The sequence below is a fragment of the Niabella yanshanensis genome (genome assembly GCF_034424215.1).
Lineage (GTDB): Bacteria > Bacteroidota > Bacteroidia > Chitinophagales > Chitinophagaceae > Niabella > Niabella yanshanensis.
Map to the genome: position 1 here is coordinate 145,396 of NZ_CP139960.1, position 21,731 is coordinate 167,126.

At 42.3% G+C, this 21,731-nt stretch carries 20 protein-coding genes and 1 tRNA gene; 8 read left to right on the top strand and 13 right to left on the bottom strand.

The genetic code is table 11. The features are described 5' to 3' along the window. Positions 1–60: 60 nt before the first annotated feature. The 3 genes from U0035_RS00485 to U0035_RS00495 all read left to right on the top strand — a co-directional run bounded on the left by U0035_RS00485 (position 61) and on the right by U0035_RS00495 (position 2,595). Complete coding sequence (locus U0035_RS00485; protein ID WP_114791362.1) at positions 61–417, top strand: response regulator transcription factor; 357 nt, start codon at positions 61–63, stop codon at positions 415–417. 274 nt (positions 418–691) lie between these two features. Further along, positions 692–2,227, top strand: coding sequence for a sensor histidine kinase (locus U0035_RS00490; RefSeq protein WP_211316450.1), 1,536 nt, complete (start codon positions 692–694; stop codon positions 2,225–2,227). Next, the gene (locus U0035_RS00495; protein WP_114791364.1) at positions 2,224–2,595 is read left to right on the top strand and encodes a response regulator; all 372 of its coding nucleotides are present in this window, start codon (positions 2,224–2,226) and stop codon (positions 2,593–2,595) included. The genes U0035_RS00490 and U0035_RS00495 overlap by 4 nt, the downstream gene beginning before the upstream one ends. Before the next feature lie 91 nt (positions 2,596–2,686). Here U0035_RS00495 and U0035_RS00500 read toward each other — a convergent pair whose 3' ends face one another. The 3 genes from U0035_RS00500 to U0035_RS00510 form a co-directional block, all read right to left on the bottom strand. Then, positions 2,687–4,663, bottom strand: coding sequence for a PAS domain-containing sensor histidine kinase (locus U0035_RS00500; protein ID WP_114791365.1), 1,977 nt, complete (start codon positions 4,661–4,663; stop codon positions 2,687–2,689). Positions 4,664–4,890: 227 nt separating this feature from the next. Then, positions 4,891–5,253 (bottom strand): VOC family protein, encoded by a 363-nt coding sequence (locus U0035_RS00505; RefSeq protein WP_114791366.1) that lies wholly within the window; start codon positions 5,251–5,253, stop codon positions 4,891–4,893. A 133-nt stretch (positions 5,254–5,386) separates the two neighbouring features. After that, on the bottom strand, positions 5,387–5,986 hold the full coding sequence (locus tag U0035_RS00510) for a PH domain-containing protein (protein WP_114791474.1): 600 nt from the start codon (positions 5,984–5,986) through the stop codon (positions 5,387–5,389). 177 nt (positions 5,987–6,163) lie between these two features. On the opposite strand from U0035_RS00510, the gene U0035_RS00515 reads away from it, so the two are divergent. The 4 genes from U0035_RS00515 (at position 6,164) to U0035_RS00530 (ending at position 10,402) form a co-directional block, all read left to right on the top strand. Then, on the top strand, positions 6,164–8,944 hold the full coding sequence (locus U0035_RS00515) for a glycoside hydrolase family 2 protein (RefSeq protein ID WP_162817898.1): 2,781 nt from the start codon (positions 6,164–6,166) through the stop codon (positions 8,942–8,944). A 200-nt stretch (positions 8,945–9,144) separates the two neighbouring features. Beyond that, on the top strand, positions 9,145–9,489 hold the full coding sequence (locus U0035_RS00520; RefSeq protein ID WP_114791368.1) for a nuclear transport factor 2 family protein: 345 nt from the start codon (positions 9,145–9,147) through the stop codon (positions 9,487–9,489). A 275-nt stretch (positions 9,490–9,764) separates the two neighbouring features. Then, a complete protein-coding gene (locus U0035_RS00525) occupies positions 9,765–10,079 on the top strand; it encodes a hypothetical protein (protein WP_114791369.1) in 315 nt (104 codons plus the stop codon). 95 nt (positions 10,080–10,174) lie between these two features. Further along, positions 10,175–10,402 (top strand): hypothetical protein, encoded by a 228-nt coding sequence (locus U0035_RS00530; RefSeq protein WP_114791370.1) that lies wholly within the window; start codon positions 10,175–10,177, stop codon positions 10,400–10,402. A gap of 366 nt (positions 10,403–10,768) precedes the next feature. Here U0035_RS00530 and U0035_RS00535 read toward each other — a convergent pair whose 3' ends face one another. From U0035_RS00535 to leuC, 10 genes are all read right to left on the bottom strand, one after another. After that, positions 10,769–11,413: a helix-turn-helix domain-containing protein gene (locus tag U0035_RS00535; RefSeq protein WP_317048834.1), complete on the bottom strand. Its 645-nt coding sequence runs from the start codon at positions 11,411–11,413 to the stop codon at positions 10,769–10,771. A 20-nt stretch (positions 11,414–11,433) separates the two neighbouring features. Beyond that, positions 11,434–11,655 carry a hypothetical protein gene (locus U0035_RS00540; protein WP_317048835.1) on the bottom strand — a complete coding sequence of 74 codons (222 nt, stop codon included), beginning with the start codon at positions 11,653–11,655 and terminating at the stop codon, positions 11,434–11,436. 8 nt (positions 11,656–11,663) lie between these two features. After that, complete coding sequence (locus U0035_RS00545; protein ID WP_114791371.1) at positions 11,664–12,668, bottom strand: aldo/keto reductase; 1,005 nt, start codon at positions 12,666–12,668, stop codon at positions 11,664–11,666. Positions 12,669–13,423: 755 nt separating this feature from the next. After that, positions 13,424–13,497, bottom strand: a tRNA-Met gene (locus tag U0035_RS00550). 47 nt (positions 13,498–13,544) lie between these two features. Then, entirely contained in the window at positions 13,545–13,871 is a 327-nt protein-coding gene (ytxJ, locus tag U0035_RS00555; RefSeq protein ID WP_114791372.1) for a bacillithiol system redox-active protein YtxJ, read from the bottom strand. Positions 13,872–13,888: 17 nt separating this feature from the next. Continuing rightward, positions 13,889–14,959 carry a 3-isopropylmalate dehydrogenase gene (leuB, locus tag U0035_RS00560; RefSeq protein ID WP_114791475.1) on the bottom strand — a complete coding sequence of 357 codons (1,071 nt, stop codon included), beginning with the start codon at positions 14,957–14,959 and terminating at the stop codon, positions 13,889–13,891. Positions 14,960–15,072: 113 nt separating this feature from the next. Further along, positions 15,073–15,729, bottom strand: a complete 657-nt coding sequence (locus tag U0035_RS00565; protein WP_114791373.1) for a DUF8692 domain-containing protein — start codon at positions 15,727–15,729, stop codon at positions 15,073–15,075. 236 nt (positions 15,730–15,965) lie between these two features. Beyond that, the gene (locus U0035_RS00570) at positions 15,966–17,459 is read right to left on the bottom strand and encodes a hydroxymethylglutaryl-CoA lyase-like TIM-barrel protein (protein WP_245957741.1); all 1,494 of its coding nucleotides are present in this window, start codon (positions 17,457–17,459) and stop codon (positions 15,966–15,968) included. A gap of 146 nt (positions 17,460–17,605) precedes the next feature. Beyond that, positions 17,606–18,202, bottom strand: a complete 597-nt coding sequence (gene leuD, locus U0035_RS00575) for a 3-isopropylmalate dehydratase small subunit (protein WP_114791375.1) — start codon at positions 18,200–18,202, stop codon at positions 17,606–17,608. Between the two features lie 91 nt (positions 18,203–18,293). Continuing rightward, positions 18,294–19,715 (bottom strand): 3-isopropylmalate dehydratase large subunit, encoded by a 1,422-nt coding sequence (leuC, locus tag U0035_RS00580; protein ID WP_114791376.1) that lies wholly within the window; start codon positions 19,713–19,715, stop codon positions 18,294–18,296. Between the two features lie 387 nt (positions 19,716–20,102). Between leuC and U0035_RS00585 the strand changes: the two genes are divergently transcribed. Continuing rightward, a complete protein-coding gene (locus tag U0035_RS00585; protein WP_114791377.1) occupies positions 20,103–21,731 on the top strand; it encodes a TlpA family protein disulfide reductase in 1,629 nt (542 codons plus the stop codon).

Genomic DNA, 21,731 nt, shown 5'->3' on the forward strand with positions numbered 1-21,731 from the left:
GATGTGCTACCGATTATAAAAAATAACGGGTGAGAGGTAGTGATCACTTAAATAGGATTTATGCAGCATAAAAAAATCACTGTTGTTGAGGATGATCAACATATTAGAGATATTATTGATATTCTCTTAACCAGCGAGAGTTATGAAGTGATCTTATGTGCTAATGCTGCTGAATTTCATGACTCCCTGAGCCATTTACTGCCGGATCTGTTTATCCTTGATATGATGTTACCGGATGGGAATGGCATCGGGCTTTGCCAGGAACTGAGATCTGACATTGCGACGGTATCTATCCCAATAATGGTAATGTCTGCAAACGTACATGCTTTAAAGGCACTGGAGTGCGGTGCTAATGTTTTTGTACAAAAGCCGTTCGATATACAAACTTTTGTGCAACATGTGAAATCGTTACTTTAAACGCGCAAAAGCTATCTGCCAAGGCTCATAGCTACAAGAATCGACAGCGAAGTGTCAGGCTACATCAGGTAAGACATAACTAGGTCAAATCGGGAACGACTTAAGTATCGGCCATTTTTTACCGGATATAAATGTCACTAACTGGTGTGTTGTCATAATTTTGGTACCATTTTAGTAATTATATTGCATGCTGTGAAATGGTATCAGTAGATAACAAATGACTTTGTGGCATGATGTTTTTGATACAGCTTTTCAGTTACGTAAATTTAAAACTTTGTCGTCATTTAATAATTCTACCTCAGAAAACGGGTCATCGCGCGGATTGAGCTTTGAACTGCTCTTTAGTGCCCTGAACGCTTCGGTATCGGGCATTATTATAACGGACAATCTGCAGCCCGATAATCCAATTGTATATTGTAATAGCGCGTTTGAAAAAATTAGCGGGTATACACGCTCTGAAATAATCGGTCACAACTGCCGTTTTCTCCAGGGAAAGGACCGGTCTCAACGGGCCCGGCATGTAATAGCTTCCGCCGTAGAGAAAGGAGATAGCTGCCGTGTTGAAATACGCAATTACCGCAAGAACGGAGACCTTTTTTGGAATGAACTCTTTATGGCGCCTGTTAAAGATCAGGCAGGCGTAATAACGCATTTTATCGGTGTTCAGAACGACGTGACCCTTAGAAAGAAAGCCGATCTTGATTTAGTAGAGCAGAAGTCGATAATGGAAGAACGTGTAAGAGAACGTACCAGTGAGTTAAAAGAAAGCGAAGCTTTTTTATCCAGCATAATCCAAACAGTAAGAGAAAGCCTGCTGGTGCTGGATCCTGAATTCAAAGTGATCAGTGCCAATGACCACTTTTTTAAGACCTTTAAAGTGAATAGCCAGGAGACAGTAGGTAAATTACTTTATGATCTGGGCAACCAGCAGTGGAATATTGAAAAGCTAAAAGATTTGTTGATAGGAATTCTACCTACTAATAATCCGGTACTAGATTTCGAAGTAGAGCATGAATTTCCGCATATTGGGAAAAAACTGATGCTGTTAAATGCCTACCGGATAGAGTTGGAGGGCCAATATAAAGATCGAATATTGATTGCAATTGAAGATATTACTGATCGCCGCGAAATTGAGCGTAGAAAAGACGACTTTTTATCGATTGCCAGCCACGAACTCAAAACTCCGCTTACATCTATAAAAGGTTTTATGCAAATGTTGAAGCGCTTGCAGCCCGGGGATTTGCCCGATCAGTATGCTACAATTTTCGAGAAAGTTAATGTCGCTATAGAAAGACTGAATGGTTTGATTACAGACCTTTTAGATGTTTCGCGCATCCAGTCGGGCAATATTGAGATCCATAAGGATACCTTCGATTTCGACACAATGGTGAAGGAAACCATTGAGCAGATGCAATCGTTGAGTTCAAGTCATATAATCGTATGCACAGGTTCAAGTGGGTTACGCGTAACTGCAGATGAACAGCAGATTGTTCAGGTTTTAAATAATCTGCTCGCCAATGCCATTAAATACAGTCCCGATAGCCGGGAGATTTATGTGCATATTTCGAGGGTGAGCGACTACGTAAAAGTTTCGGTTAAAGATACCGGAGTTGGCATTAACCTGGAGGATCAGCAACGTGTTTTCCAGCGATTTTTCCGGGGAGCTGAATTTCAGAGGAAGTTCGCCGGAATGGGCATAGGACTATATGTATGTGAGCAAATAATAAAGAACCATAATGGAACGATCTGGCTGGAAAGCGAGAAAAACCATGGCTCCACTTTTAACTTTACAATACCCATTGAGCCGTGAATAAAGGCAACTCAAAAGTGATCATCTGTGATGATGATCAAAGTATTCTTGAACTTCTGGAACTGGTTGCCATAGGTGCCGGTTGCGAGCCGGTAGTTGTTTCAAAAAGCCTGGATGTAATGAAAGCCATCAGGCATACTAAACCTGCTTTGGTAATATTGGATTTATGGATGCCGGTTATGTCCGGCGATATGATCCTGCAAACACTCAGGAAAGACGCTGAATTTGGAGATTTACCTGTCCTGATCGTATCTGCGAGCAGGGATGGTAAGGTGATTGCGGAGCAGAACGGCGCCACGGAGTATCTTGCCAAGCCATTTGATATTATGGATCTCACCAATATACTGGAAAAGTACTGCAGTAGTTAATATATTGTATGAATGCTTCTATTAGTTAAAACGTACATGATTCAAAAAATCATGGATCGGATACCCGTTTCCTGTACTGAGATGGAAGGAGTCAATTCTTTGGTAGCTTGAAGTAAAAGGTAGAACCCTGGCCCATCACACTATCAAGGCCTATAGTACCGTGGTGCAGCCTGATGATTTCTGCGCATAAATAAAGTCCGATACCAAAACCGGAAATGGTTTGGGTATGTTGATTTTCTACCCGGTAGAATCTGGTAAATAATTTTTGATGGTCTCCCGGATGCACACCGATGCCCAGGTCGGTAACATAAACACTAACATACCCGTTTTCTTCCTGGCAGTTAATAAAAATTTTTCCTTCGGTAGGTGAATATTTAATAGCATTGCTGAGAAAATTAGTGATCACCTGACCTATCTTTTCTCTGTCGGCAATAACGGAAATGGTATCAGTATTTTGAACGACTAGTTCATGACGCCGGGTAAACAGCGATGCCTCTGAAACACACTCCTCTAATAGCTCGCTGATTATAAAAGAGTTTTTATTGAGCTGTATTTCGCTCGAGTCCAGACGGGCTACATCCAGGAAGCCCCTGATAATACTATGCATTTTTCCGATCTGTCCCTCCACCTTTTCCAGCATATTCACAGCGTTGTTATCCAGCCGGGCGCGGTGTTTCAGCAGTATCTGAACATATGCTTTAGCCGAGGTTAAGGGTGTTTTTAATTCGTGGCTGGCGATGGCGATAAAATCGTGCTTTCGTTTTTCTTCGGTTTTTCTTTGTGTAATATCAGTTAGCACTCCTGAAAAATGTGGGGGATGTCCGGGCTTCGGGGGAAATAACTTACCGGTGGCGCGAACCCAGCGTAATTTCCCGTCATGGTAACCAATTACAGGATACTCCATGTCATAACTGGTTTCGTTTTCGATAGCTGCATGAATAGCTGTTGATACGGCTGTGCGGTAATCTTCATGTATCTGATTGACGGCATCGGTGAGTGTAATTTCGTCGTCAGGATGAAAACCAAATATTTCCCTTAATCTCGGCGAACTGATCAACTCATGAGTATCCAGGTTGACAAACCAGGTGCCCAGTTCTGCTGATTCCACGCTAATGCGAAATTGCTCTTCCATGAGCTCCCGGCGTTGACGTTCCGCAATCCGCTCAGTAATTTCATCTATGATCACCAGTATGCCCTGTATTTTGCCAGCCGAATCGCGCAATGGAGAATATACTGAATTGACGTATGCTTCCCGTAAGCCATCACCATCTTTGAGTAAAACTCTATACTCGGCGTTTACTTCGATAATACCTGTGCTATAAACCCTGTGTAACCGGTCGAGAATCGTCTGTCCTTCTAACTCAGGCCTTGCCTTCCGGATAGGTTTACCCAGCACTTCCGGCGCCGTTCTTCCCCAGATCTTTAAAATAGGATCATTCACCTCTTCTATGATCATTTCCGGTCCCCTGAGCCAGGTTAGTCCAAGCGGCGCCTGGGCAAAAATGTTTTTAAACAAGGCTTCACTGTCTGCCAGCCTGGTATGCAAACCACTCATCTGCTCCTGCATCTCCGTTAGCTCTTTATTGGCCTGGCTTAAATCATTGTAAGAAACGGCAAGCTTTTCGTTGAGCAGGAACCTTTCATGTTCCTTTTCTTTTAGAGTCAGGTGTAGTTTTACCCGTGGAGTTACATCAGTGACGGTATGAATAATACAAAACACGTTAGAGTTGTCGTCCTTCAGCGCACGGCAGGTAATATCAAAATAGAAGGTTTCAATACGTCCGTTTACCTGACGAAGGACAGGCTTTTCTACGGCATGATAGACATTTCCCGTGCACCATACGTTTCTTATCATGGCGATAAATTCCTGCTGCTCCGGTTCGGGCAAAGCTGCCGCCAGGTGAAGGCCGATCACGTCACTATTCTTACCCCAAAAACGAATCATTTTATCATTGGCCATCCGGATGACGATCTCCTCACCTGAATATATTGCAGTGGCATCCCGCGAAAGCGCCAGAATCTCTGAAAGTAAACGATTATCAAGAGGCAGGGTAGAACTGAGACTCACGTATAGTTTACGGTTTTTAAAATGTTTACAAAGATACGATGTTTACAACCCCGGTTCTTTCCAGGGCACACACTTCAATTGATACCGGCAGCGCCTTTTTACCAGGTCGCTGTCGTCAAAAACCTTGTCGATTTTTTTAAAGATAATGCTGAGGGGGAGGGCCTTAACGCCGTAAATATAATGCTTGGTTAGAAGCTCTGGTCTCTGTACTGGTCTTTGTTCCTGCGTTAGAGCGACCATACCGCAAGTTCATAGCCGTCCGGATCAATGAAGTGAAATCGACGTCCTCCCGGAAATTCAAATATCTCCTGCGAGATCTTACCACCTGCCGCCAGTACCTGTTTCCTGGTTTGAACCAGATCCTCAGAATAGAGGATTACCAGTATACTGCCGTTTACCGGCGTTCCGCTTGTAAAGCCACCGTCTAGGAAGTCGCCCTCAAATGCGGTATAATTGGGCCCGTAATCAGTAAAGCTCCATCCGAATGCCTGGCTGTAAAAGGTTTTTGCGGCTTCCAGGTCACCCGAAAGAAATTCAAGATATTGCACCTGCTGATGTTTTAATTTTTGCCGGGATGTATCATTGCTCATTTTTAGAAAAGAGTTTTTTTACTGATATATAAGTAAATGTTCAAGCGTTTTGTTGAAAAATGGAATAGTCGTTTTTAGTCTCCTTTGAAAAAGTTGGCAGGCTGTATCTATATTATAAATGCTCAGACAGCCCTCACAGGCGGCCCAGGATCTCTTCCTTTTTTGCATCATACTCCGATTGTTCTATCAGTCCGCGATCCAATAGCGTCTTTAATTTTTCCAGGGTGGCCACCGGATCTTCAACCGGTTGAGAATAGCTCGGCTGGGGCTGTGCAGTGGTAACATTAACGTTGCCCGCAGTTGCCCGTTTGTCTTCCAGGTCCTGCTGCCTTCGAAATTCCCGCTGTTTTTCTTCCTGCTCCTGGGCAACGGTATAAAGCCGTCTGGCCTGCGCTTTCGGCAGATAGTCGATCTTACTGATTTGCCCACCAACGGTTTTAACCGAGAATTCAGCTCCCAGGATGCTTTCCTTCATATGGCAGTCGTATACGTCTTTCCAAACATAATCTTCCAGTTCCATGGAAAATCCGAGATTTTTAAACCGGCAAAAAATAATACGTTTGGTAGTGAGTGCAATGGCATCAGGCGACAAATTAACGGCGGGCTTCCTTTGAACCGCGATATACTCAATGATCTCGCCGCTCATCAATAAGCTTCCCAGCTTGCCAACAATCTTCTCAATTGCCGCCGGATCCTGGTCCTCATTCAAAAATTTCCTTATTGGATTAGACATGTTCGGATATGTAGTTTTCTTACAGTAAAGGTAATGACTTCCGGCAACTGCTGGCATTGGTGGGAAATATTATTGATATTACAAAAGCAAACACTCCCGATAGGTTGGAGCTTTACAAATTTTATCAACTCCCTGGCCACTTGCTTATCTTTATTCCTATCTAAATCTATTACAAACATGAGCCTTCTTAAAGCCCTTGCCGTCGTTTCACTAATGATATGCTTTCATTGTTCTCATGCACAGACTGAAATTAAATACCTGTCCGGTACCGGCGCCGACGATACCGTGCCCTGGGATTTTTATTGTACTCATGGAATGAATAGTAAGAAGTGGAGCAAGATCAATGTACCCTCTTGCTGGGAGCAGCAGGGCTTTGGTGAGTATAATTACGGACATGTTCCGCTTGATAAAAGATTAAACGAACAGGGCCATTATAAACATGTGTTTGTTGCGCCCCGGGCCTGGGAAGGTAAGGATATCAGGATTGTTTTTGAAGGTGTTTTTACAGATTGTGAGGTAACATTGAACAATCAGCCGGTAGGCAGTCACCAGGGTGGCTTTTATGAATTTGGTTTTGATCTTGCGGATCATATGTTATACGGCAAGCAAAACCTTTTGGAGGTTAAGGTTAAGAAAAAGTCTGATAATATATCCGTTAATCAGGCCGAGCTGGAGGCAGACTTCTGGAATTTTGGAGGTATTTTCAGACCTGTATACATACAGGTTAACCCAAAAGAACATATAGAACATGTTGCCATTGATCCGCGGGCAGACGGAACTATTCGTTCCGATATCACGATCAAAAACCCCCATGAATCGGCCCGGCTGCGGTTGATGATAAAGGATTTTAACCGCAAGACCCTCGCCACTTTTATTGAGCCGGTAAAAAAGGGATCTGGTACTTTTCGCAGCAAACAGAAGTTTGCCCATCCAAAGTTGTGGTCACCTGAATTTCCTAACCGGTACATAGCCGAGTATGCAATATTGGATAAAGGCGGGAAAGTGCTGCACACGCGCAATGTTAAAATAGGTTTTAGGACGGTTGAAGTCCGGGCACAGGATGGTATATACGTTAATGGAGCCAGGGTAAAATTCAAAGGAATAAATGCACATACCTTTCACCCGGATTTTGGAAGAACTTCTTCTGAACGCATGAGTATTAAAACCGTGAACCTGATCAAGGATATGAACATGAATGCTGTCCGGCTCTCTCATTATCCTCATGATAAGCATTTCATGAATGCCTGTGACTCGCTGGGCCTCTTTGTGCTCGATGAACTTACAGGTTGGCAGTCTCCCAGTTATGATAGTGTGATTGGCCGGAAATTATTGAGGGAGTTGGTAAAAAGGGATGTGAATTATGCGTCCGTCTTATTCTGGGATAACGGCAACGAGGGCGGGTGGAATAGGGCATACGACCATGAGTTTGCTGAGGTAGATATACAAAAAAGAGAAGTGCTGCATCCCTGGGGTGCTTTCAGAAAAACAGTTACTTCCCACTATATTGATTATAATTACCTGTCAGGACTCAATTTCGCCAACCGGCAGATCTTCTTTCCCACCGAATTTTTACATGGCTTGTATGATGGTGGGCTGGGCGCCGGCCTGAACGACTACTGGTCGAAGATGTGGACGAATCCTTTATGTGCAGGAGGTTTTCTTTGGGTATTGGCTGATGAAATGGTGAACCGGACAGACACGAAGGTTCTTGACGGAGACGGTAATCATGCGCCTGATGGTATTGTGGGACCGTATCATGAAAAGGAGGGAAGCTACTATACGGTAAAAGAGATATGGTCACCCATTTTTATAGAGGATAAATATATTGCAGCTGATTTTGACGGGATGTTAAATATTGAGAACCGGTTCCATTACACCAATTTGGCCGATTGTAAACTAACCTATCGATGGGCGTCATTTCCTGCTGCATCTGCAGATAAGCGTAAGATAATTGACCAGGGGCCTGTTCCTGTGTCACATTTGAAGCCAATGGAGCGGACCCGTATAAAAGTGGCGATGCCAGCCGGTTGGCGGCAGGCCGAAGTTCTTGAGATAGTAGCCAGGGATCCGCATGGAAGGCATATTTATACCTGGACTTTCCCGGTTAAGAGCCCTGATGAAGTAACTAATAACAGGACAGCAGCAATTGTGCGGCAACAACAGGCCGTTCAATATTCTGAAATCGATGGAGATTTCGTATTTGATGTTGGTACGGTAAAAGTAGTAATTGATAAAGCTTCAGGTTTACTCAGGAAGGTGACCAACAAAAAGGGAATGTTGCCCCTCCAAAATGGTCCTGTTTCTGCAAGTGAGCATGATAAAGTGACCAGCGTGCGTCATACAGAAACCGGCGGTGTTCATCGGGTAACTGTAAATTACGAGAAAAACAGGATGAATGTAGTATGGTCTATCAATCCCGGTGGACTGGTAGGGCTGGATGTAAAGTATAAGCCCTCGAACAACATTGCATTCTGTGGTATAGATTTTGATCTGGCTGAGAACGAGGTGGAGGGCATAAAATGGATGGGCAATGGACCTTACGGCGTGTGGAAGAACCGGTTGAAGGGAGTAACATTTAATGTGTGGGAGAAAAAGTATAATAAAACCGTTACGGGTAGCGCTGCGTTTATTTACCCCGAGTTTAAGGGATATCATTCTCAACTTTATTGGGCCCGGATTAACTTAAAACAAGGGAGGTCATTTAAAGTATACTGCAAATCCGAAGACGTTTATTTGAAATTGTTCAATCCCGAGCCCGGGCCAGATCCGGCCAATACAATTGTGAGACACTCTAAGGGTGATCTATCCTTCCTGCATGGGATTCCGGCCATAGGCAACAAGTTCAGTAAAACGGATGTGTTGGGTCCTGAATCTGCTGTTTATCAGTTTGATGCCAAGCGGGTTCTGAACGATTATTTAATTCTGAGCCTTGTATTTGATTTTATGGGGAACGAGTAATTTGCAGGCAGCTTCGCGTATCATTCAGTTGTATTTTTTGCATATTAGGGATTGTGGAGGATCAAAGGTGCGTTCAACTGTATAGAACAGGCTATCGAACAAACCATAGCACCGGCAATCCGGATTCCATGCAGGTGATATCCATTCTCAGGTGCGCTTAGGCCACAGATATACATCTTTAAACTTGGAAACAAAATACTATGAACAACAAAGAAATACTTCTTAAAGCCAACGAACAGATCAGTAAGGGTAATTACGATGGTTTTTTAAACTATTGTACAGAAGACACCCGCTGGGAATTTATTGGTGAGCAAACTTTAAATGGTAAAGTTGAAATTAAAGCCTACATGAAAGCTGCTTACCTGAAGCCTCCTAAGGTAGCTGTTGATCAGTTGATCACAGAGGGCGATTTCCTGGTGGCTCAGGGAACAATTGAGCTCCTGGATGCTGATGGTACCTGGAAAGGTTATGATTACTGTGATGTCTGGCAAATTTTCGATGGCAAACTCGCGTCTCTAAAAGCTTACGTGGTACCTCGAAATTGATAAGTCCCAATCTTTTTACAACCTCCTCAACAGGAAATCCTTTACCGGATGCTGGCTTAAACAGGTTACAGCTGCCAGGATCGATCGGTTGTGCCTCCGGTTATCTGTCATTAATAATGTAGTATGTAGCGAAAGCATCGCCAGGAAGTGTTGGGTCGTAGATGAAGTGGTAGCAGCAATAGATTTTATTTGAGCTGTACAGCCCGTTGTTCAGCCTGGTTGTGTAGCTTTAATTGGCAAGCCATTTGCTTAGATATTTTGTAAAAAATAAAGCAATGTCAAATGAATGGAAGAGAGCGGAGATAGCATTGCTATTGCGCTTAAAAGATCAGAAACGAAGATTTATAATAGTTGAACCGTATGAAAATGGCACAGGCAGACAGGATAATGTGTGGAAAGTATTACTCTTAAATTACTATGAGGCGTTGATCAATGTTCGCAGTTTTGCAGATCGCATGAAAGGGAAGTATCCCTTCATTTTTGACTTGGAGGATCAGGGACATTTTGATAAGTTAAAGCGGGTGTTGAGTCAATCTGCTGAGTACCGGATTTATGTTGATGGCAAGTTGGCCGATGCTGATATAGCTTAAATGCTCATCATTCTTTTCATACAATTGAAACGGCTGAATTTAAGCGCCAATTAAAGCTGACATTTTGCGGTATTTCAAATAAGTAAATTTAGTTTATGAAAAATAAAAGGATCAAAGACATAGAGATCATTAGTAAGGGGAGTTACTACAACCTTATTTATACCGACAAATCCCGCGCCCTGTTGCAGGTGGGCAAAGACCGGCTGCTTATTCCTAAAGGGAAAGACACCGAAATCGTGGGCTATAATTTTAATGATATGGATCTTTCTTCCGATAATCTTAAAGACGTGTTGCGCAGGCTGGGCTATCCTGTGATAATGTAATGGAGTAATGACACTAATGGCTGTATAACCAATAATATGCCCTGGTCATCGAAATTGATTTCGGTAATAAAAATGGAAGAACACCTAAGCTTGGCCCGGTCTATGAACACAACATATTCAACCATAACGAAAAGGACTGCCCGAAATCGAACAGTCCAATTAAATTTGGGACTTTGCTCCCGTGTGTAGCAGAACGGGAAAATTACCTAACCGTGTAGCACAAGACTTTGCCATTTTTTGTGAGCTAATAGGGTGATTATAAGGCGTCATTTATGAAATGGCCAGAAAGTCTGATTTTAATCGCTAAATAAGTCTTCAATCGTATTTTAGGAAAGAACCTTTAGCAGATTCGGCTCATTGCTGTAGTCAGTTAAATGCTTGACGAAATTCAATAGGCGACAAATTCGTCTTCTTTTTGAATAGCGTGCTAAAGGATTGTGCGTGCTCAAAGCCTAGCGCGTAGGCAATCTCGCTGACTGAAAGATTAGTCGTAGAAAGTTTTTCTTTGGCTTTTGTAATCAGTTTTTCATGAATATGTTGCTGTGTATTTTGCCCGGTATGAATCCGAAGCAGGTCACTTAGGTAGTTCGGTGAGAGATTCATCTGGGCAGCGATATATTGAACGGTAAGCAAACCCTCTACGTCATTGTTGTAATAGTCATCAATTAGCTGCTCAAACTTAGTAAGTAAAGTTGAATTATTACTCTTGCGGGTCAAAAACTGCCGCTCATAAAAACGGTTGGAGTACTTCAGCAGGCTCTCGATCTGGGTCAGGATAATTTCCTGGGTATGCTTATCAATATGCCGGCATTCCTTATCAATTTTTTGGAGAATCCCGATCAAATCATCTTCTTCCTCACCAGATAGATGCAGTGCTTCGTTCACCGCGTAATCAAAAAAGCCGTAGTAATGAATGTTGGTTGCCAGAGTATGCTGTAACAGCAAGTCTGGGTGAAAGATCAGGAGATAACCGGAACCGCATTCCATATTTTGCAGGTCCAGTTGTTGCACCTGATTGGGCGCAGTAAAACTTAATACTCCTTTATCATAATATAATGCTGCTGCCCGTATTTGATCTTTCCTTTCGCTTCTCTTTTAAGCGCCACGCAATAAAAGCGGTTAACGAACCCTTCCCAGATCTCGTCCTCTAAAAAAATGCTTTGCACCAGATTGATAACGCTTACTAGCGGGTGTCTAGGTTCGGGCAATGACAGTAAACGGTGAAATTGGGATATGGAGTTGATGGCGTTCATAAATAAAATTAATCAATTAAACCCATACTGAATTCGTCATAAGGTGCGCCGGTGTCCGTACCTAATGGAACAATGCTTTCCAGCCGAGAAAGATCAGCCTCCGTTAACTCAATGGTAGTAGCTGCAAGATTTTGTTCCAGGTATTTTCTGCGTTTCGTTCCTGGAATCGGCACAATCCCTTTGCTCATGATCCAGGCTAACGCAAGCTGCGAAGAAGTGACATTTTTGCCTTCGGCCGTGGTTTCAAGTGCCTTGACTAGCTCAATATTCTTATTGAACATTTCACCCTGGAAACGGGGGATTGCTCTCCGGAAATCGTTTTCCGGCAGATCATCGATCTTTTTAATCTGTCCCGATAAAAAACCACGGCCCAATGGCGAGTAAGCCACAAATCCAATACCGAGTTCATTTAATGTCGCTAACACGCCGCGCTCTTCTACTGTTCTTTCAAATAAGGAATACTCACTTTGTACAGCGGTTATTGGATGCACGGCGTGCGCCCGCCTAACGGTTTCAGAAGATACTTCAGAAAGGCCGATATAACCAACTTTACCTTCTTTAACCAGCTCGGCCATGGCTTCAACCGTTTCTTCGATCGGTGTATTCTTATCAAGGCGATGCAGGTAATACAGATCGATGTAATCGGTATTGAGGTTCTTTAATGAACGCTCCAAAGATTTCTTTACATAATCCTTTTTACCATTGATGGCCCACGTTACCTTGTTATCGTCATCGATTTCCCAGCCAAACTTGGTGGCCAAAATATACTGATCGCGTGTACCGACGATTGCCTTCGCAATAAGTTGCTCATTTTTCAACGGGCCGTACAGATCGGCAGTATCCAAAAAATTTCCGCCCAATTCAAGCGAGCGACGAATCGTCGAGATAGCTTCCTGCTCATCGGCCGGACCGTACATATGTCCTTCTTCAAAACCTGTCATACCCATGCAGCCCAGGCCGATAGTTGGCACAACCAGTCCCTGGCTGCCCAATGAAATTTGTTTTATTTCCATGATCCGAAGGTCGGTAAGCTTAATTGCACACTTGTAAGCAAATCCCGGAAAATTGTAACTAAATCAGGGAATGATGCTTGAAAGGATAACTTTGCGCTGATTATCAGAAACATTTAACCAATCCGTTGTGGTGCTGAGCAGTAGTTGATCCTATGAGCTATCATAATATTTGTTAACCTAGCTAATACACGAAAGTTTTTTTGTCTAAATAAGCGACGTTTCTAGAATAAATTATTTTCTCCAGCGCAAAGCGAGTTTGCTTTACATAGTAACGAGAGACGCTTGAGAAGAGTAGTGGTCTTCAATTCCTCATTGCTCTGCATGTTATAGTATTTCAACCTTTCGCCTGAGGTGTTAAAGCATGGTATGTTGAGCTGCTGCGAACTGGCAGTTTTAATCATTTTACAAGTACTAATTTACAGGAATTCCTTGATGGCGATATTATAACGATGAAACTACTCACTACTTGATTTGACCGAATAAGAAAAGAGAAAATCTCCTTTTTCATTCCTTGATATTTAATTATTTTGTAAGACGAGTGAATTTGAAACCAAGTCTTCAGAGCTTTCGCAAGAGGTGTCAGAGACATCAACTTCTTTCTTTTCGGATTGGCTAAATATATATGCTTGAACAATATAATCTCCAAACTTTTCAACCTGATCCAAATAAAAACGTTGAAATTTCAAAATTCTGAAATATTGTACCCATTAAAAAGCCTCTCGGCGAAAAACGCTGAAAGGCTTGATTTTATTGGGTAGCGGAGACGGGAATTGAACCCGTGACCTCAGGGTTATGAATCCTGCGCTCTAACCACCTGAGCTACCCCGCCAATGGGCGGCAAAAATAGAGGATTTCAACGTAAAAAAGAAATGTTTTTTATGCTTTTTCAATAATGTCTTCCATATAAATGGCACTATGACTTTCGTCGAAAATGCATTTGCCGTCCTTTATCAAAAGTACCTGAGGAGATTCGTGCTCAACATGATATTGATCAGCTATCTTATTGGAAACCGGCCTGTTGGCAATAAGGTCGAGATAATAGAAATCTATTGCCTGGGGTAGCTCATTTTTGTACAGCCTGTTTTTAATTACACTGCTGATAGAACAGCGGGTGCTGTGTTTAAAAATCAGCTGCGGCTTTTCGAATGACTTTTGATTGATTGCTTCCAATTGTTCTTCACTGTTCAATGTTATCCAGCTCATAATCTCTTTTTTATTAATTAAATACGGCTCAGTATTTCTTTGCCTATAGCTGCTGTTCCTAATATTTTATCTTTAGGTGTAGAAGCGTCAGCAATGTCACCGGTTCTGAAACCAGCTTTCAATACGGCATCTACCGCGCTGATCACTGCATTGCTTTCTTCTTTCAATCCAAAAGAAATATCCAGCAATAACGCTGCCGAAAGTACTGAAGCCATCGGATTAGCTACACCTTTGCCGGTAATATCATGTGCTGATCCGTGGATAGGTTCGTATACACCGGTTCCATCACCAACAGAAGCAGAAGCCAGCATACCCATCGAGCCTGCTATTTGAGACGCTTCGTCAGTAAGAATATCACCAAACAGGTTGGCAGTAACGATAACATCAAACTTCTTTGGATCTTTGATCAGCAGCATGGCGATCGCATCAACAAACTGGTACTCAACTTCTACGTCCGGATAGTCTTTAGCCACTGCCTGCACTACTTCTCTCCAAAGACGGCTGGTTTCCAATACATTGGCTTTGTCTACCGAGCATAATTTTTTGCGGCGGGTACGGGCTGCTTCAAATGCCTTTCGTGCGATACGCTCTACCTCAAACTTGCTGTAAGCAGCTACATCATAAGCACTGTCCCCATCATCCTTTCTTCCTTTTTCACCAAAATAAATATCACCTGTCAATTCGCGGAAGAACAGGATATCAGCACCTTTTAAAATTTCCGGTTTAATGCTGGATGCATCCAGGAGTTCATCAAATAATTTGATGGGACGCAGGTTCGCATATAACCCCAGCTCTTTACGCATTTTCAATAACCCTTGCTCCGGCCTTACTTTGGCTGAAGGATCGTTGTCATACTTAGGATGACCCACAGCGCCAAATAAAACCGCATCAGAATTTTTCATTTTAGCCAGCGTCTCGTCGGGCAATGGATTGCCGGTAGCTTCAATAGCTACATGACCAATCAATGCTTCGTCATACGTAAATTCGTGACCAAATTTTTCAGCGATCTTATCCAGAACTTTCTTTCCAACTTCAGTTACTTCCTGGCCGATTCCATCTCCCGGAACTATTAGGATGTTTTTTTTCATCTGCATTTTTGTTTGTGCCATGCGGTGTGACCGCAGCTGACGGGTTTCTAATTATTATTTATGGTGAGGCTCATACTATTCTCTGTTACAGGAAGGGCAACTCACTCTATTTCTTATTTTATTTCAACTTTCTTTTGTTGTAAAGCAACAAATATCAGGTAACCGGTTAATAAGCTTTCTGCAATAAGCTCACCGCCATCTTCCAGTAACCCGAACACTACATTATATTTCCAGTTATATTGTATCATAGCCAGTCTATGCGCCTGGTCTATTACTATAGCAAAAAATAAAAAAAGCCCCAGCAAAATAAATATCGCCTTTGAATGTTTCCTGAACAGCGCATCCCCTTTTTTATAAGCTTCAAAAACAGGAGCCATAAATATAAAACCTAAAAAAGCAGCCGCAAAAAGCTCCATGATCTTACTGCCTCTCTGGCCGGTGGTCATTCCAAACATATTGTAGAAGAAATGTCCCAGGGACTGGTGGATTCTAAAAACGTCTTCCAGGAAAAGAAATAGGATCACCAGTATCCAGGTAAAATACTTTTTTTCCTGCCTGAGCACAGCAATAATGGCCAACGCCATCATCATGATGATCCATTTCAGATTCTGAAAATCTTCGGCATAGCTATCGTTGGTTTCAATATCATAAAGATCAGGATTGGGAAAAGGCTGATAAAAATTGCGGATATCGAGCACAATTAAAACCAGGTCGGCAATGAGTAATAATGCCAGGGGTATAAAGTATAATATGTTCTTTGAAAGTTTCAAAATGCTGTTTTATAGTGAACGTTGAAGACGCCTTGTTGAAAACGCGAGCCCCAAAGTTATTTTATATTTCCAAAGACCGTGAATTGATGGGTACAGGCCGGGCATTTTCTGAGCAAAGCCTGTTTGCAGGAGCAAGATCAAAAAGAACATCAGGAAGATAGGTCTCATGTCTGGTTTTCTTTCAGGATACATGTGCTTATAATATTTCATAAAGCGCTACGCCTGGCAACAGCCATTTATATAAGATTCAACATCTTTTGTGTGGCTTTGATTGCTGCTACCGTTTGATCACTATCCAGCCCGGTGGTTGTAAATTCACGACCATTCAATTCCCAGGTAATGATCGTTTCGCAAAGTGCATCCGTTTTACCACCCGGCGGAATGCGTACGATATAGTCGCGAAGCTTGGCCAGCGGCAATTTCTTTTTCGTATAGATTCTGGTAAGTGCATTCATAAACGCATCATATTGCCCATCGCCCGATGCATTTTCTTCTATAATGCCATCTTCGAACTTTAATATTACCGTTGTTGACGGACGCATGTTTTTAGAATGCGTCAATACATAATCTTCTACAACCACTCTATCACCGATGGTATGACTGTCCAGCACATCCGAAATAATATAGGGCAGATCATCCTGCGTGACCGTTTCTTTTTTGTCACCCAACTCGATGATTCTTTGTGTTACAATTTTAAGATCTTCATCAGATAATTGAATGCCCAGTTGTGCCAGGTTGTTTTCAATATTGGCCTTACCCGATGTTTTGCCCAGTGCGTATTTCCTCTTGCGGCCAAAACGTTCAGGCATCAGGTCGTTATAATAAAGATTTTTCTTTTTGTCTCCATCGGCATGTATCCCCGCTGTTTGGGTAAATACATTTTCTCCAACAACGGGTTTATTGGCCGATATCCTGAAGCCGGAAAAAGCTTCCACCAACCGGCTCACTTTATAAAGCGCTTTTTCATTGACTGATATTTTTACATCCTTTTGGAAATCGTTGAGTACTGCAACCACACTTTCCAGGGGAGTATTACCCGCGCGTTCACCCATACCGTTGATGGTGAGATGTAGTCCCCTGATGCCGGCTTTTACCGCCTCAAGGGCGTTGGCTACGCTTAGATCATAATCATTATGCCCATGAAAATCAAAATGGAGCGTAGGGTAGCGGTTCGTAATTTCAGTCAGATATTTGGAAGCTTCCGAAGGAATAAGGATGCCCAGTGTATCGGGAAGCAACACGCGTTTCACTGGTTGAGTAGCCAGGAAGTCGATATACTGGAAAACATAATCCTTTGAAAAGCGCATGCCATTACTCCAGTCTTCCAGGTAAACATTACAAGTAATTCCTTTTTTGGCGGCAAGCTTTAAAACGCTGGCTATTTCCGCAAAATGTTGTTCCGGCGTTTTTTTTAGCTGATGTGTAAGATGGTTGAGGGAGCCCTTGGTTAACAGGTTCATTACTTTGGCTCCGGCCTTCTGCATCCATTTAATGGAAGTGTCGCCGTCTACAAAAGTTAAAACCTCCACTTTGTCAATCAGACCATTAGACGTTGCCCAATCGGTAATCCTCTTTACCGCCTGAAATTCTCCTTCCGACACCCGGGCTGAGGCGATCTCAATCCGGTCTACTTTTACTTCCGTAAGCAGTAGTTGAGCTATCGTTAATTTTTCCTGTGCTGAGAAAGACACGCCGCTGGTTTGTTCGCCATCCCGTAACGTAGTGTCCATTATTTCTATATGACGCCGGTCCATTTATAAATTATGGCACCCCTGTTCCGAAAATCGGGAGACCAGGGGCGCCTTTTACGTTTTGTAAAATTAATTATAGGTAGTATTACTTCTATTTAAATAGCAACTGCTTCTGATACTCCAATTTAATAGATGCTTTTCTCCGCGAAAGCGGCAATTTCTGTTTTCATATCCTGCAGATAATCAATGTCATCGAAGCCATTCGTTAAATTATGCTTTTTATAGCCATTGATATCAAAGCCTTCTGATTCGCCTGTTGCTAAAATAGTTACCTTTTGTTCGGGCAGGTTTACTTCCAGTTCTGTCTTCGGATCGGCTTCAATAGCTTTGAAAATCTTATCCAGGAAGGCCTCGCTAACTGTTACCGGCAAAATACCGATGTTCAGAGAATTGCCCTTAAAGATATCCGCAAAGAAGCTGGATATCACACAACGGAACCCGTAATCATAAATAGCCCAGGCAGCATGCTCACGGCTACTACCGCTACCAAAGTTTTTACCACCTACCAGTATTTTACCGCTGTAAATAGGATTGTTCAGGACGAAGTCTTGTTTAGGGCTATCGTCGTTATTGTAACGCCAGTCGCGAAATAAGTTATCTCCAAAGCCCTTGCGCTCTGTTGCTTTTAAGAAGCGGGCAGGAATGATCTGGTCGGTATCTACGTTTTCAATAGGTAAAGGAACTGCTGTAGATTGTAATACTTTAAATTTATCGTAAGCCATTTAATGTAAGATTTGAGATGATTTAACCTAATTTTTTACTGTAGACAATTTAAATTAAAAATTTGATTTGTAATTAATTGTCGTTGTTTACCTAAACTGTTGCTTCTTCTTCAATCAGTTCTCTCGGATCTGTAACTACACCGGTTACTGCTACGGCAGCGGCTACGTATGGACTTGCCAAAAGGGTACGGGCGCCAGGGCCTTGTCTTCCTTCGAAGTTGCGGTTGCTGGTACTTACAGCATACTTGCCCGCCGGAATTTTATCATCATTCATTGCCAGGCAGGCAGAACAGCCTGGTTGTCTTAATTCAAACCCGGCTTCAGTTAGTACATCTAAAATGCCTTCTTCTTTAATCTGTGCCTCTACTATATGGGAGCCTGGTACTAACCATGCAGTGATATTGTCCGCCTTCTTTTTACCTTTAACTATTGAGGCAAAAGCACGGAAGTCTTCGATACGGCCATTGGTGCAGCTGCCCAGGAAGACATAATCGATTTTTTTACCGATGATGTTTTCATCTTCCTGGAAGTCCATATAAGCCAGTGACTTTTTGTAAGAAGCTTCACCATCTTTTACTTCAGATGCTTTTGGTATTTTACGGGTAATGCCGGTTCCTAAACCAGGGTTTGTTCCATAAGTGATCTGCGGCTCAATATCAGCTCCGTTAAAGCTAAGTTCCAAATCAAATTTCGCGTCAGCGTCTGTCTTTAAGGTTTTCCAGTAAGCCAGTGCTTTATCCCAGTCTTCACCTTTAGGAGCTTTATCTCTTCCTTTAATGTAGTTGAAAGTAGTTTCATCAGGGGCAATCATACCGCCACGGGCACCCGATTCGATACTCATGTTACAAACCGTCATACGGCCTTCCATGGTCATATTCTCAAATACCTCACCTGCATACTCAACAAAATATCCCGTAGCGCCACTGGCAGTGATCTGTGCAATGATATACAATGCCACATCCTTTGGTAAAACACCTTTGCCTAATTTGCCGTTAACGGTAATGCGCATTTTTTTGGGTTTTGGCTGCATGATACACTGAGAAGAGAGTACCATTTCCACTTCAGAAGTACCGATACCAAAAGCAATACTACCAAAAGCGCCGTGAGTAGAAGTATGAGAGTCTCCGCAAACGATGGTCATACCTGGTTGCGTAATACCATTTTCTGGTCCAACCACGTGTACGATGCCATTTTTAGGACTTCCCAACGCCCAGATCGAAATACCGTATTTTTCTGCATTGCTTGACAAAGCTGCTAACTGTTTAGCTGATAAAGGATCTGCTACGGGTAAATGTTGATTAATAGTAGGGGTGTTGTGATCGGCGGTAGCGAAGGTACGCTGTGGGTACATCACTCCAATTCCTCTGTTTTCAATACCCAGGAAAGCTACCGGGCTGGTTACTTCATGAATAAAATGGCGGTCAATAAATAAAACATCCGGACCGTCCTCAATTTTTCTCACCACGTGGGCGTCCCAGACTTTATCAAACAAAGTGGTTGGATTTGTACTCATTGTAATAATTCTTATAGTTAAAAATTTCGTGCAAATATTGCTTTTCGAAAGCACGTAAAGGTAACAAGAATATCAGGATTTTAATAGGGCCTGACGGCTGTTTTATGATTCGGGCCTGATTTTTAAAATAAATTGAGGGTTGTAAAATTATTAATTGTAAAAATTACAATTATATTGATGGAGTTGTTCGTGTTATTAGCTTTTTTTATGTTCCAAATAATTGTAAATGAGAATTATATATTTTTATTAACGTTTATATAGAGGCTTTTAACACAAAAGAATAAACAGTTAAATTTATATTTGGATAACGTAATTATTTCAATATTTTATAAGGAGATGTTGTTTTGCACAGGCTCTTTTTAGTGTTTACAAAACCAGACTAAAGCTATGAAGAATGTAAATGAGTTTTTGAAATTGTTGGGCCTTTTGCTTGTTTTCAACAGCGTTTCAGGCCAGAAGACGAAACCTTTACCTGATGGGGTAGAACAGTGGTTCAGCCTCCGGTTACAAAATACCGGAGACAGGAAGCCGATAGACAATTACGATGATGATGCTGCCTTCTTTTCAACAGACTCGGCCACCGTAATAGGCTACCTGAAAGGCTATAAACCATCAGAGGGTTTTAGAACAGGAATGATCTATATAGAAAATGAGTTCTCCAGGGCAGACCACCCGATCGTTGTAAAAATTCTTGAGGATGGGCGCTTTGAGGCTCGCATTCCTATGTGGCACCCCAAAGTAGTTGAGATGGTTTTTAATGATCGGGAATTTCAATATTATATAGAGCCCGGTCAAACCCTTGGTATCATTATCGACTGGCCTCTATTCAGGAAAAATGACAATGATGACGCTATACAATTTTATGGTCTTTTGGCTGATATCAACATCGGGCTTGGAAATATCCCGCTCCCTAAAATAGATGACGACTGGTTGGCTAAACAGGTAAGACAAGTAAAACCCCAGAAGTTTAAGGGGGAAACACTTCTGGATTGGGATACCCAAAAACGGATATTGGATTCAATCTTGGCCATCAGAAGATATCATGAAAAGTTAAAAGCACTCGTGCACGCGGAATTAACTATCGATATGCTGATGCGTTTGTACAAATATACGGAGCTCAGAAAGCGGGAGTTTAGAGAATATCCGCATGACCTTGTTTTACAAGTCCCTTTACCGGCTAATTTTTACGACTTCAACAAAGAGGTAGATTTCACTAACAATAGTATTTTTATTTCTCCAAATTTTTCCTCTTTTATCAACCTTACAGAATACGGTCCGCTGATTAAAGCAGTAAGTTTGACGGATACCGAATTTTTGGTAACGGGGCTCAAAAAAGTGGTGAGACTGGATGAAATGCGGGATTCTATTGCCCGGAATGAGCTTTACCTGACTAATGGTAAGGTATATGACCTGATAAGATTACACCGGCTTATTGCAGCATTTGATCCTGATTTACGGTCCGTGGGTAATGACAGCTTAATTACTTATTTCGAAACGGTAAAGCGCGGTCTTTATAATTCATTTTATACGCAACAGGCCGATATAATTATCGAGGATGCACTACGAAAAAAAGAAGGAAGGGGTATACCACTGCCTGGGTCTTATGCGGGAGCTCTCTTTAAAAAGCTGATCGCACCGTACGCCGGTAAAATGATTTTCGTGGATTTTTGGGCTACTACATGCGGGTCCTCTGTTTGGGACATTCAGCAAATGCGTGCAACAAGGGACAAATACAAAGACAGTAAAGATTTTGTTTTTTTGTTTATTACTTCCGAGGACGAGTCCTCTAAAAGGGTCTATCAATCATTTGTTCGAAAGCAACAATTGGCAAATACAGTTTACCTGAGCAGCGACGACTACCGGTACCTGAGAGAACTTTTTGGCATTTATGGTATCCCCAGGTATGCTATTATTAATAAAAAAGGAGAGGTATTGAATAGCAAATCGGAACCACATGAATTTATGCTTGAAATCAACACATTTAACACGGTAGTTCAACACTCATCCACTCACTAA

Excerpts from the sequence above, each read along its gene's own strand:
- U0035_RS00485 (WP_114791362.1), top strand. The coding sequence starts at position 61 with ATGCAGCATAAAAAAATCACTGTTGTTGAGGATGATCAACATATTAGA.
- U0035_RS00505 (WP_114791366.1), bottom strand. The coding sequence starts at position 5,253 with ATGAGCAATGATACATCCCGGCAAAAATTAAAACATCAGCAGGTGCAA.
- U0035_RS00510 (WP_114791474.1), bottom strand. The coding sequence starts at position 5,986 with ATGTCTAATCCAATAAGGAAATTTTTGAATGAGGACCAGGATCCGGCG.
- U0035_RS00515 (WP_162817898.1), top strand. The coding sequence starts at position 6,164 with ATGAGCCTTCTTAAAGCCCTTGCCGTCGTTTCACTAATGATATGCTTT.
- U0035_RS00520 (WP_114791368.1), top strand. The coding sequence starts at position 9,145 with ATGAACAACAAAGAAATACTTCTTAAAGCCAACGAACAGATCAGTAAG.
- U0035_RS00525 (WP_114791369.1), top strand. The coding sequence starts at position 9,765 with ATGTCAAATGAATGGAAGAGAGCGGAGATAGCATTGCTATTGCGCTTA.
- U0035_RS00530 (WP_114791370.1), top strand. The coding sequence starts at position 10,175 with ATGAAAAATAAAAGGATCAAAGACATAGAGATCATTAGTAAGGGGAGT.
- U0035_RS00540 (WP_317048835.1), bottom strand. The coding sequence starts at position 11,655 with ATGAACGCCATCAACTCCATATCCCAATTTCACCGTTTACTGTCATTG.
- U0035_RS00545 (WP_114791371.1), bottom strand. The coding sequence starts at position 12,668 with ATGGAAATAAAACAAATTTCATTGGGCAGCCAGGGACTGGTTGTGCCA.
- ytxJ (WP_114791372.1), bottom strand. The coding sequence starts at position 13,871 with ATGAGCTGGATAACATTGAACAGTGAAGAACAATTGGAAGCAATCAAT.
- leuB (WP_114791475.1), bottom strand. The coding sequence starts at position 14,959 with ATGAAAAAAAACATCCTAATAGTTCCGGGAGATGGAATCGGCCAGGAA.
- U0035_RS00570 (WP_245957741.1), bottom strand. The coding sequence starts at position 17,459 with ATGGACACTACGTTACGGGATGGCGAACAAACCAGCGGCGTGTCTTTC.
- leuD (WP_114791375.1), bottom strand. The coding sequence starts at position 18,202 with ATGGCTTACGATAAATTTAAAGTATTACAATCTACAGCAGTTCCTTTA.
- leuC (WP_114791376.1), bottom strand. The coding sequence starts at position 19,715 with ATGAGTACAAATCCAACCACTTTGTTTGATAAAGTCTGGGACGCCCAC.
- U0035_RS00585 (WP_114791377.1), top strand. The coding sequence starts at position 20,103 with ATGAAGAATGTAAATGAGTTTTTGAAATTGTTGGGCCTTTTGCTTGTT.